The organism is Psychroserpens sp. (genome assembly GCF_045105015.1).
In the GTDB taxonomy this organism is placed as follows: Bacteria; Bacteroidota; Bacteroidia; order Flavobacteriales; family Flavobacteriaceae; genus Psychroserpens.
Genome location: NZ_JBGCCX010000033.1, coordinates 1 through 11,830 on the forward strand (window position 1 = coordinate 1; position 11,830 = coordinate 11,830).

Below are 11,830 nucleotides of genomic sequence, written 5' to 3' on the forward strand. Positions count from 1 at the left end.
CAATCCATAGGATCTGCATCAGCTGGAAGCATTTCTACTTGAAACGCATTTTTAAATCCGATAGCCTCATACGCTTCATTCCACCAACGAGCGCCATCGAGTAATGCAGAACGCACAGGCTCTGGAGTCCCTGGATCTAAATAATATATAATAGGCGCTTTAGCTTCACTTATTTTGGCCTTCGGGTTTTTCTTTTCTAAACGATGACGAATTATATAACGTTTTCTAATTGGTTCTTGAATTGGAGTTGCATAATCCATAAACGACATCGAAATTGCGCCACTCCTAACATCAAATTCTCTCATTTTATAACCATCATCTGGTAATTCAATGAAACTATGATGTTGAATCACACTAACAAGAGATGCGGTTGGAGAAACTGTTTTAATTAATTTTCCTGTTGGAGTCCCTTTGAAGGTCAACAGGGCTTCAAACTCTACATTTTTAGGAAATGCTTTGGTTTTCTCTAATGACATTGCACTTTTACTGAGATCCAATTTATAATTTCCTTCTTTCGCTCTTTTAATTGTTGTGGCAACTCCATGAGCATCTTCCATCAAAAATGGAGTAAAATCAACAATGTAAATTCCATTAGCTTTTTCTTCAATTTCAAAACCGAATAAAACTGATTTCGCAAAAGCTTGCTCAATACTCTTTTTTTCGAGTTCATTATCCGTTATTGCACGATAATTTTGATTAGGCTGAACCAGTAATAACTTATTACCAGCCTTTTCAAATTTCACAATACGTTCCCTTCCTAATTGACCTCGATCCAAACCGATATCATTACTACCAACTCCAGTAGCTAGAGAGTTCACGTATAAAAATTCCTTGTTTAAGTCTTTAACTTCTAAGTAGATTTTATCGGTTGCTTCTTCATAAGAAAAATTAAAAAACCCATTGTAGGTTTTCAAATCCTTGTCATTAAAATTTTGAGAAAATGACTGCACAAAACAAAAGCAGAAAAATGAAGCAATTATATGTAATTTCATAAGAACAATTTAGCATATAAAATTACATAAATTAATACTAAAAAAGTAAATTAAATCTTTCGCTAATGAGACTTTCGTTTTACATTTGTTAAAAATTATTTATATGATAACTTCAGATCAAATTAAAGATCTCACTTCTCGCCTTGACAAACTAAGGCACTATCTTTGACATAGATGCTAAACTGATAGAAATATCTAACGAGGAAGAACAAACTTTTGACCCAAATTTCTGGAACGATTCCAAGCAAGCAGAATTGGTGATGAAATCCATTCGTGAGAAAAAAAGTTGGGTTGACGACTACAATTCTGGCAAAACACTCATAGAAGACTTAGAAGTTATTTATGAATTCTACAAAGAAGGAGAAGCTACTACAGACAATGTAGAAATGCGATATCATAAAGCTATTTCCGTTATCGAAAAATTAGAGTTTAAAAACATGCTGTCGGATGAAGGTGATAGTTTGAGTGCTGTACTTCAAATTACTGCTGGTGCTGGAGGAACAGAATCTTGTGATTGGGCAAGTATGCTCATGCGCATGTATTTAATGTATGCCGAAAAAAATGGTTTTAAGGTTAAAGAGCTCAACTTTCAAGAAGGTGATGTTGCAGGAATCAAAACAGTTACTTTAGAAATAGAAGGTGATTATGCGTTTGGCTGGCTTAAAGGGGAAAATGGAGTACATCGTCTCGTGCGAATTTCTCCATTTGACAGCAACGCAAAACGACATACGAGTTTTGCTTCAGTATATGTATACCCTTTAGTTGATGACAGTATAGAAATTGAGATTAATCCATCTGACTTAGAGATTACAACTGCACGTTCTAGTGGTGCTGGTGGCCAAAATGTAAATAAAGTTGAGACGAAGGTTCAACTGCTACATAAACCATCTGGTATCCAAATTCAATGTTCTGAAACACGTTCACAACATGACAATCGCTCGAGAGCTTTACAAATGTTGAAATCGCAATTGTATGAAATTGAGCTCCAAAAACAAATGTCGCAGCGTGATGATATAGAAGCTGGAAAAATGAAAATCGAATGGGGAAGTCAAATTCGAAACTATGTAATGCATCCTTATAAATTGGTCAAGGATGTAAGGTCAGGTCATGAGTCAGGAAATGTTGATGCTGTTATGGATGGCGATTTAGAACCGTTTTTGAAAGCGTACCTAATGATGATGGGGCAGAGAGAAGAAAATCCAAACGAATTATAACTATGATAACAATATATCACAACCCACGTTGCAGAAAATCTAGAGAAGGTTTAGAAATACTTGAAAATTCTGGCAAGGAATTTGAGATAGTAAAATATCTTGATGAACCAATTTCCGAAAATACTCTAAATAAAATTATTGATCTTTTAGAAATTTCGCCAATAGCATTGATAAGGAAAAATGAAGCCATCTGGAAATCGGATTACAAAGGAAAAGAGTTAACAAATGATGCCATTGTTAAAGCAATGCTCAAGCATCCAAAACTTATTGAACGACCAATTGTTATCAACAAAGATAAAGCAGTGATAGGCAGACCTTCTGCCCTAATTTCTAAAATTATTTAAATAGGAGAAATACATGAAAACCAAATTATTCTTTAGCTTCTTTTTATTAGTAACGACTATTCATTTTAGTTTTTCTCAAACTGAAGCTGAAATACGCTATGCTCAAGAAAGCTATAAAGAAAAAGCTGAGGAAGTAAAAACACAGCTAATTAGTGATATTTGTAGTGAATTAAAACTAGATGCCTTCGAAAATCAAATTGTCAGTCAATCCATTCGTTCATATTTTGATGAAGTGCAACGGGTATATATTTCCAATCACACAAATTTGGAAAAACGAGAATTGTTAGAGCTCGTAGACAAAAATCATTTTAATGATTTAAAAACAATTTTAAAACCAGAAGAAATCACCTTTATATTGAATCAAATAAAAGGAGATTGGAAAAAGAATCAAAAAAAGCTAAAGAAAAAAAGAAAGAAAAAAAAGAGAGAAAAAAATTAATTTTAGTGTCATAACCTTAACGAAGCTTTAGCTATCGTTTAACATAAGATTAACCGAGTGTTGGTGCACGTAACTTTACCTTTGCACATTGAATTATTAAAACTAACACCAAACAATGACACCAAAACTACCTTTAACACTAATACTTCTCATTTTTACGTCATTCTTATTCGCTCAAAAAGAAATTACCGTTACAGGAAAAGTCATAGATGCGGAAGAAAATTTCCCTTTAGAATACGCAACCATTTCCTTTATAAATGCTTCGGAAAATACGATTGTAACTGGAGGTGTGACAGATTTGGATGGAAAATTTAAAATTAGAATTCCGGCTGGAACGTATGACGTAAAAATCGAATATCTATCCTACAAAACAAAAATCTATACAAATAAGGTTTTGGACAAAAAAATGGATCTTGGTGTTGTGAGCTTATCTCTTGATGTGGAAGCTTTAGATGCTATAGAAATCATAGCAGAGCGCACGACTGCGCAGATAAAGCTCGATAAAAAAATCTACACTATTGGAAAGGATATGACTGTTAGTGGCGGAACTGTGAGTGATGTTTTGGACAATGTTCCTTCTGTTTCTGTAGATGTTGAAGGTAATGTTGCTTTAAGAGGAAATGATGATGTTCGGATTTTAATTAATGGAAAACCCTCAGGATTAGTAGGATTAAATTCAACGGAAGCTTTGCGCCAATTACCTGCTGAAGCTATAGAACGTGTTGAAGTCATTACATCTCCTTCGGCAAGATATGATGCGGAAGGTACAGCTGGTATATTAAATATAATTCTTAGAAGAAGTAAACTTCAAGGATTAAACGGAGCCATTACAGTAAATACAGGTTTTCCATTACAAGCAGGAATTTCAGGAAATATAAATTACAGAACAGGAGATTTTAATTTTTTTAATACCACAAGTTACAATTACAGAGAAGTGCCTGGTAATGCTAAAACAGATTCAGAATTTCTTCCATCTCTAGACCGACTCGAAGAAACTAGAACCTTTGACCGTGAACGGAAAGGTTTGAATACCAATTTTGGTGTTGAATGGTATATCACAGATAAGGCATCATTGACAACCTCTATTCAGTTTAGAGATAGTAATAATAGTCAAGAGAGTAATAATGATATTTTTGAATTTGATAATGCAATGAATGAAACCACATTCAGAAATCGACTCGATGCAGAAACTGAAGATGATAGAACGATTCAATATACCGTGAACTATGACAAGCAATTTGGGGACGACACAAACCATAGATTGACTTTCAATTTTCAATATGAACAAAGTAATGAAGTAGAAAATTCACTTATTGAACAAAACGATGATCCAAGAGAAGATGTGACTACTGATGAAAGTCAAGATCGTGTTTTTATGCAAAGTGATTATGTCTTACCAATTGGAGAAGTAAGTCAGTTAGAACTTGGTTATCAAGGGAAATTTTTAACCTTAGATACAGATTATACCGTTTTACTAAAGAACTTAGACTCGGGATTTTTTGAATTAAATACAGGTTTAACTAACAATCTCATTTATAGAGAATATGTTAATGCTGTTTATTCTCAATTTGGAAGTAAAATTGGTAAGAAATTCAGTTATCTCTTGGGATTAAGAATGGAAAATTCTCGTATCACAATTGATCAGGAAACGAGTGGTCAGTTCAACAGAAAAACTTACACAAATTTCTTTCCAACGATTAATTTAGCCTTTGAACTTAGTGATGACGAAAACATTACACTTGGCTTCAACAGAAGAATTAGAAGACCACGATCGCGTTTTATAAATCCATTTCCCTCACGAAGTTCTCCTACAAGATTATTTCAAGGAAATCCAGATTTAGATCCTAGTTTCTCAAATACAGTCGATTTAGGATACTACAGACGTTTTAATAAAAAACTAACATTGAATTCTTCAATTTATTACCAAAGAACCACTGATAATTTTAATTTTATTACGTTTGACACTAATGACTTTTTTGATTTTGATGGTAATGTGATTGTTAATGTAAACGATCCAAATTTTGAAGAATTACAAGCATCTGAGGATGTAAATCTAACTCCTATTTTAAGGCTTTCGCCTGTAAATTTAGCCACTAATGATCGTTACGGGTTTGAGTTTACACTTACTTACAGACCAACAAAAAAATGGAATATCAACGGTAACTTTAATATATTCCAAAATATAACTGAGGGAGAATTCCAAGGTACTGATTTTGGTGCAGAAAACTTAAGTTGGTTTGTTAGATTAAATAATAAGTATACCCTTCCTGGCAAAATTGATTGGCAAACAAGAATGAATTACAGAGGTCCACGAGAAGATGCACAAAATAAAACAAATGGAATTTTTTCAATGGATTTAGCCTTCAGTAAAGATCTGTTTAAAGATAAAGCCTCTATAGCAGTTAATGTTAGAGATGTGTTCAACTCGAGAAAGAGAATAACAGAAACTATGGCACCTACATTTAATTCTGATAGTGAATTTCAATGGAGAGTGCGAACAGTTAACTTATCATTTACTTACCGATTTAACCAAAAGAAAAAGCGTGAGCGTTCTGGAAGCGGTGGAGACGATTTTGATTTCGAAGGTTAAAACCTTTTTTAAATAAATTGACACAAAAAAAGGAAACCAAAAATTGGTTTCCTTTTTTTATTTTATGTAGAAGCTACGTCTAACTATTTAGACGCTTCGCCTTTTTCTCTTCTTTAATTTCTTTTAAACGCTCCATTAACGAACCTCCTATCCAATAAGGAACGACAAATGTGATTAAGAAAATCATTAACCAAAACCCTATTGTTAAAATGGTTAAAAATGCTAAAAATCCTAAATATTGGTCAAATTCAAACATGTGGTTTTTTTTTTGTTGCTACAAAGATATAATAATCAGATTTGTTTTACAATAGTTTATTTGGGTTTTATTAACAGGATATTAAAAGAATTATTCTTGTAAACTTTTTAAGAATGCTCTTTGTATATCAATATCATGTAAATCATGCTTTACTAAACGTCGTTCTATTTTCTTTTTTGCAAAATAACTTGACCATTCTACAATAGGAATAAAGTCTCTGTGTCCTACTCCATCGACCATAATCATTTGTATAGTCCCATCTTTAAGTATCTTACAGCAAATATTTTTCGATCTAATGTCATTGGCAATTATCCTGTGCTTTATCATTAATCGTTTTAAGCGATTAAACGCATATCGTAACATATCGTCAGTTACTTTTGGATCTGAATTTAAAAGGTAATATTCCATTGTTTTAGAAATCTTGCCCGTAGTTTCATCAGTTATAAAATCATAAACAAAACCATCTCCTAGATTTGTATTTACTTGTCCGTAATACCTTGTGAAGAAAGGATATTCAAATTTCTTCCAATTTTTTTTACTTATTTTTTTAAAATAATTAATTTCATATAATAATCGAGATGTACTTAATTCTTGCTTGCTAATTTTAATACATAAATTTTCATCTTCAGGATGAAGATAACATTTTTGGTAAACGCCTTCTGCAATAAAATGTTCGTCTTTGATTTCAATCATTAAATTTCAAATTATTTAACTATAGATTATAGATTCCAATTAACATATTGACGAAGTTAGTTTTTTAAATATAAATGAAAAATTAAAGTGATAATTATTAAACAATTACTATCAAAATCCTAACTTTGTATTTCTAAAAATCAGACACAAAATTATGGATTTCAGAATAGAAAAAGACACGATGGGTAATGTTAATGTACCTGCAGATAAACTTTGGGGAGCGCAAACAGAACGTTCTAGAAATAACTTCAAAATTGGTGCAGCTGCATCAATGCCATTAGAAATTGTTTATGGTTTTGCCTATCTAAAAAAAGCTGCTGCATTTACTAACGCTGAATTAGGTGTTTTAGACGACAGTAAACGAGATTTAATCGGACAAGTTTGTGATGAGATTTTAGAAGGCAAACACGATGATCAGTTTCCACTAGTTATTTGGCAAACTGGTTCTGGTACGCAAAGCAATATGAATGTTAATGAAGTTGTTGCTAACAGAGCACATCAAATAGCAGGAAAAGTTATTGGTGAAGGTGAAAAAACAATTCAACCTAATGATGATGTAAATAAATCTCAATCATCAAATGATACGTTTCCAACTGGTATGCACATTGCAATTTACAAGAAAGTCGTTGAGACCACAATTTCTGGAGTTATAAAATTAAGGAATACATTACATGAAAAATCTGTAGCTTTCAAAGATGTTGTGAAAATTGGAAGAACACACCTCATGGATGCTACTCCGTTAACGCTCGGACAAGAATTTTCAGGTTACGTTTCTCAATTAGACCATGGATTAAACGCTTTAGAGAATACACTTCCGCATTTATCAGAATTAGCTCTTGGTGGAACAGCAGTTGGAACTGGACTTAATACACCTAATGGTTATAGCGAACTAGTTGCTGAATACATTGCAAAATTCACTGGATTACCTTTTATCACTGCTGATAATAAATTTGAAGCACTAGCTGCTCACGATGCCCTTGTAGAAACTCATGGTGCGTTAAAGCAAATTGCAGTATCACTTAATAAAATTGCAAACGATATTAGAATGATGGCTTCTGGACCTAGAAGTGGAATTGGAGAAATCATAATTCCTGCTAATGAACCTGGTAGTTCAATCATGCCTGGTAAAGTAAACCCGACACAATGTGAAGCATTAACTATGGTATGTGCACAAGTAATGGGTAATGATGTAGCTGTTACAGTTGGTGGCACTCAAGGTCATTATGAATTGAATGTATTTAAACCAATGATGGCTGCTAATGTGTTGCACTCAGCTCAATTAATTGGTGATGCTTGTGTTAGTTTTGAAGCCCATTGTGCGGCGGGAATTGAACCAAATCATAGTGTTATTAAAGAATTATTAAACAATTCATTGATGCTGGTTACTGCCTTAAATACTAAAATAGGATATTATAAAGCTGCTGAAATAGCAAATACAGCTCATAAAAATGGAACTACACTAAAAGAAGAAGCTATTAATCTTGGTTATGTAACAGCTGAAGATTATGATGCTTGGGTAAAACCTGAGGATATGGTAGGCTCTCTTAAATAAATTTCCTATATTAAACTGATAATCAATAACACTTCATATGAAAACAACTTTACTTAATTTATTTATTTTCTTATTATTCTCTTCTTCAGCAATTGCTCAAACAACTTTTGCTCCACTAGAAGAAATTGACCCGAATACTGGAAATGAACCTTTTGAAATTGAATCTGGTGATCTAGATGGAGATGGAAACATTGATTTAGTTATGGCAACATTTGATTTTGGTGGATCAATTGATTACATCAAATGGTATAAAAATGATGGTTCTGGCAATTTCACTATACAACCAACAATATCTTCATCTGTTACCTATATAGATGGTTTAGACGTTGCAGATATCGATGGACAATTTGGAGATGATATTATTATTTCGTCCCAAAATCAAAACAAAGTAGTTTGTTTTTTAAGTGATGGTGCTGGTGGTTTTGGTCCAGAAATATCAATTGACAATATGCTTTTTGCACCTGGACAAGTTAAATCTGGTGATATAAACTTAGATGGAAACATGGATGTTATTGTTGCATCTTTTTCAGAATTTAAAACAGTCTGGTATGAAGGTGATGGTACTGGTAGTTTTGCTTCTGAACAAGTTATACAAATTGATGGTGGAGGCATTGATACTTCTTATTATGTTGATGTAGCTGATTATGATGGAGATACTGACTTAGATGTATTGGTTGGGATTTATAAATTTCCAGCTCCTCAGAGGCTTGAGATTTACTATAATCAATATATCGAAAGTGGATCTACAGCAGTTAGTTGGATAAAAGATACTCAAACAGTTGATAATACGCTTTCAAGAATAAATGATATTGGATTTGCTGATGTGAATAATGACGGACAATTAGATGTGATTTCTGTTGATCTTAGTTCTGGTGATGTGACCTGGTATAACAAAATAAAAAATGGTACTTCTACTCCTACTGTAATTTCTGATGCATCAATTATTTCAACTCCTGCTGTAGCTAGAGTTATGGATATTGATGGTGACGCTTTAAATGATGTAATTGTAACAGATTTTGGTATTGCAGACGATGCTATCATTTGGTTTAAAGGAAATAGTAATGCTAGTCCTGATGCAACTCCAACTACAATTGTAGATAATAGTAAGCAGATGCATGACATTACTTTTGGAGATTTTGATACTGATACTGATACTGACATTGCTTTTGTTAGTAATAATACTGATACTGTTGATTGGTTAGAAAATAATCTAATAACTCTAGGAGTTGAAAACTTTACTGTAGAAGGCTTAAAAATTTATCCTAATCCTGCAGAAAACATATTAAATATTAAAACAGATAGAAATGAGATTTTAAATCTTACCATTTTAGATGTTGTAGGTAAAGAAGTAATTCAAACATCTTTAGAATCAACAACTAGAATTGATGTTTCGAAACTTGAAGCTGGTATCTATTTAATAAAATTCGATGGCTTTGAAACCACACATAAATTTATCAAGAATTAATAATTATCATTTATAAAACGTAAAGCGTTAGCATTTTGCCAGCGCTTTTTTTTATATTTTTAAGCGTAATTTATACTTCACATGTCAATTTTAATCACCAACATAAAAGAGTTAGTTCAAGTAAGAGACTCTAATGTTACTATTGTAAAAGGTAGTGACATGAAACAATTACCAACACTCAAAAACGCGTATCTTTTTATAGATCATGACACCATTGTTGAATTTGGAAAAATGGAAGATCTATCTGGAATTCATGCCGACGAAACTATTGATGCCACTGGAAAAACAGTGTTGCCAACATGGTGTGATTCACACACACATATAGTTTATGCAGGAGATAGAACACAAGAATTTGTAGATAGAATTAACGGATTATCATACGAAGACATTGCTAATCGTGGAGGTGGAATTTTGAATTCTGCAGAAAAACTACAAAACAGCTCTGAAGATGAATTATATCTGCAAGCTTCAAACAGGCTAAAAAAAGTAATTAAACTGGGTACTGGAGCTATTGAAATTAAATCTGGATATGGTTTAACTGTTGAAGCTGAATTAAAAATGCTTAGAGTTATTAAACGGTTAAAACAAGATTTTCCAATTAAAGTAAAACCTACATTATTAGCTGCTCATGCAATTCCAAAAGTTTATAAAGATAATAAGAAGGGATTTATTGACCTTGTTGTTAACGAAATGATTCCAGCTGTTTCAAAGGAACAGTTAGCCGATTATATCGATGTGTTTTGTGAAAAAGGGTATTTCGATTTAGAGGATACTAAACGTGTACTCGAGGCTGGAATTCAAAATGGATTAACACCAAAAATTCATGTCAACCAATTTAATGCATTTGGTGGAGTTGCTTTGGGTGTTGAACATAAAGCTTTGTCTGTAGATCATCTTGAAGAGTTAGTACCAGAGGACATAAAAGCTCTAAAAAACTCAAAAACGATTCCAGTTGCATTACCTGCTTGTTCCTACTTTCTAAGTATTCCATATACACCTGCGAGACAACTTATAGATGCTGGATTACCTTTAGCACTAGCAACTGACTATAATCCAGGTTCTACACCAAGTGGGAATATGAATTTTGTTGTATCTGCAGCATGTATTAAAATGAAAATGACACCAGAAGAAGCTATTAATGCAGCTACTATAAATGGTGCTTATGCTATGGATATTTCTAATATGTATGGAAGTATATGCAGAGGAAAAAAAGCAAATATTATTATCACAAAAGAGATTCCAAGCTATCATTATTTAGCATATGCTTTCGGTGATAATCACATAGAGACTGTGATTATTAATGGTCAGATATATTAAATTCCATTCACATTAAATAAAAAAATCCGAAAACTTTATAAGTTTTCGGATTTTGATTTAAATAGACATTGAATTTATCTTAAAGAGAACTCAGAGGTGGAAACTAATTCGTTTTGGTTGAAGACATTTACAACGTAACGTCCTTCTACAAAATCATCATTCGGTGAAACAAATTCACAAATATCTAAGTTTTTATTTTCGTAATTAAACTTGCTAATTAAACTATAGTTTAAAATAGTATCATCAAATTGAATCTGTTCATTAGCTCCTAAAACATTGTTTTTAGGATCTAAGACCTGAACATATAATTCCTTATCTCCTGCTCCAACCAATGCGTTTTTGGCTACAGTATAACACACTCTAATTTTGTCACTTCGTCGTGCTCTTTCAGTTGGAATCAATTTTCCTGAGTTTCTTTCAATAACTCCAAAACCTTTTAAGCCAACTGTTTGTAAAACTGCTGCATTCTCTACAACCTCAGATAATTGAGTGTTCTGAACTAATAATGAATCGGTAAATACAGTTCTCTCCTGTAATTGCAAATTAGTACTATCTAAAGATGTCGCTAACATTGCATTTTCAACTTTTAATTTATCATTTTCAGTCAATAAAACATCCATCTCTCTTTGCAATACCATAAATTTCTTCTTGTATCTCCACAAACTATTTACGCTGTTTTGTGAAATCTTTAAAGAATCCATCAGACCTTGAATACGTTCTCTAGCATCAATGAGATTTTGATTTGAGATTTCATTTTCTCCAATTGCAATGTCATATTGTTTTGCCATTGAACTCAAGTCAGTCATTACTTGCTCTTTTTCTCTCGTCAATGTCGCTTCATTTTCTTTTTTCTCATTATACAATTTAGACGTGTAAAATGCTGTTGCTAAAAACAGAGCGAGTAATATGCCCAAAGCAATTTTTAACCCAATACCTTTACTGTTAGAATCTTCCATGTTATGCTTGTA

At 32.6% G+C, this 11,830-nt stretch carries 11 protein-coding genes; 7 read left to right on the plus strand and 4 right to left on the minus strand.

Features of this window, described 5'->3' with window-relative positions; genetic code table 11:
* On the minus strand, positions 1 to 992 hold a 992-nt coding region (locus tag AB8B90_RS02540; protein ID WP_405333331.1), incomplete at its 3' end, for a DUF5117 domain-containing protein.
* A gap of 103 nt (positions 993 to 1,095) precedes the next feature.
* Here AB8B90_RS02540 and prfB point away from each other — a divergent pair.
* From prfB to AB8B90_RS02560, 4 genes are all read left to right on the plus strand, one after another.
* Positions 1,096 to 2,206, plus strand: a protein-coding gene (gene prfB / locus AB8B90_RS02545) for a peptide chain release factor 2 (protein WP_405333333.1) whose coding sequence is annotated in 2 segments (ribosomal slippage) — positions 1,096 to 1,158 and positions 1,160 to 2,206 — 1,110 coding nt in all. Because the reading frame shifts where the segments join, the coding sequence is not laid out codon by codon here.
* Between the two features lie 2 nt (positions 2,207 to 2,208).
* Positions 2,209 to 2,550, plus strand: coding sequence for an arsenate reductase (glutaredoxin) (arsC, locus tag AB8B90_RS02550; protein ID WP_405333335.1), 342 nt, complete (start codon positions 2,209 to 2,211; stop codon positions 2,548 to 2,550).
* A gap of 13 nt (positions 2,551 to 2,563) precedes the next feature.
* Entirely contained in the window at positions 2,564 to 2,989 is a 426-nt protein-coding gene (locus tag AB8B90_RS02555; RefSeq protein WP_405333336.1) for a hypothetical protein, read from the plus strand.
* Positions 2,990 to 3,104: 115 nt separating this feature from the next.
* A complete protein-coding gene (locus tag AB8B90_RS02560; protein WP_405333338.1) occupies positions 3,105 to 5,579 on the plus strand; it encodes an outer membrane beta-barrel protein in 2,475 nt (824 codons plus the stop codon).
* 79 nt (positions 5,580 to 5,658) lie between these two features.
* Here the strand turns inward: AB8B90_RS02560 and AB8B90_RS02565 are convergent, their stop codons facing one another.
* Together AB8B90_RS02565 and AB8B90_RS02570 are read right to left on the minus strand one after the other, a co-directional pair.
* On the minus strand, positions 5,659 to 5,835 hold the full coding sequence (locus tag AB8B90_RS02565) for a hypothetical protein (protein ID WP_405333340.1): 177 nt from the start codon (positions 5,833 to 5,835) through the stop codon (positions 5,659 to 5,661).
* Positions 5,836 to 5,925: 90 nt separating this feature from the next.
* Complete coding sequence (locus AB8B90_RS02570; RefSeq protein WP_405333342.1) at positions 5,926 to 6,528, minus strand: YrbL family protein; 603 nt, start codon at positions 6,526 to 6,528, stop codon at positions 5,926 to 5,928.
* A gap of 154 nt (positions 6,529 to 6,682) precedes the next feature.
* On the opposite strand from AB8B90_RS02570, the gene fumC reads away from it, so the two are divergent.
* The 3 genes from fumC to hutI all read left to right on the plus strand — a co-directional run bounded on the left by fumC (position 6,683) and on the right by hutI (position 10,862).
* The gene (gene fumC / locus AB8B90_RS02575) at positions 6,683 to 8,080 is read left to right on the plus strand and encodes a class II fumarate hydratase (protein ID WP_405333344.1); all 1,398 of its coding nucleotides are present in this window, start codon (positions 6,683 to 6,685) and stop codon (positions 8,078 to 8,080) included.
* Positions 8,081 to 8,117: 37 nt separating this feature from the next.
* Complete coding sequence (locus AB8B90_RS02580; protein ID WP_405333346.1) at positions 8,118 to 9,545, plus strand: T9SS type A sorting domain-containing protein; 1,428 nt, start codon at positions 8,118 to 8,120, stop codon at positions 9,543 to 9,545.
* An 81-nt stretch (positions 9,546 to 9,626) separates the two neighbouring features.
* Complete coding sequence (gene hutI, locus AB8B90_RS02585; RefSeq protein WP_405333348.1) at positions 9,627 to 10,862, plus strand: imidazolonepropionase; 1,236 nt, start codon at positions 9,627 to 9,629, stop codon at positions 10,860 to 10,862.
* Positions 10,863 to 10,936: 74 nt separating this feature from the next.
* Here hutI and AB8B90_RS02590 read toward each other — a convergent pair whose 3' ends face one another.
* Positions 10,937 to 11,818, minus strand: coding sequence for a chromosome partitioning protein ParA (locus tag AB8B90_RS02590; protein ID WP_405333350.1), 882 nt, complete (start codon positions 11,816 to 11,818; stop codon positions 10,937 to 10,939).
* Positions 11,819 to 11,830 lie beyond the last annotated feature (12 nt).

Coding starts and splice junctions, on each gene's coding strand:
- arsC (WP_405333335.1), top strand. CDS start 2,209: ATGATAACAATATATCACAACCCACGTTGCAGAAAATCTAGAGAAGGT.
- AB8B90_RS02555 (WP_405333336.1), top strand. CDS start 2,564: ATGAAAACCAAATTATTCTTTAGCTTCTTTTTATTAGTAACGACTATT.
- AB8B90_RS02560 (WP_405333338.1), top strand. CDS start 3,105: ATGACACCAAAACTACCTTTAACACTAATACTTCTCATTTTTACGTCA.
- AB8B90_RS02565 (WP_405333340.1), bottom strand. CDS start 5,835: ATGTTTGAATTTGACCAATATTTAGGATTTTTAGCATTTTTAACCATT.
- AB8B90_RS02570 (WP_405333342.1), bottom strand. CDS start 6,528: ATGATTGAAATCAAAGACGAACATTTTATTGCAGAAGGCGTTTACCAA.
- fumC (WP_405333344.1), top strand. CDS start 6,683: ATGGATTTCAGAATAGAAAAAGACACGATGGGTAATGTTAATGTACCT.
- AB8B90_RS02580 (WP_405333346.1), top strand. CDS start 8,118: ATGAAAACAACTTTACTTAATTTATTTATTTTCTTATTATTCTCTTCT.
- hutI (WP_405333348.1), top strand. CDS start 9,627: ATGTCAATTTTAATCACCAACATAAAAGAGTTAGTTCAAGTAAGAGAC.
- AB8B90_RS02590 (WP_405333350.1), bottom strand. CDS start 11,818: ATGGAAGATTCTAACAGTAAAGGTATTGGGTTAAAAATTGCTTTGGGC.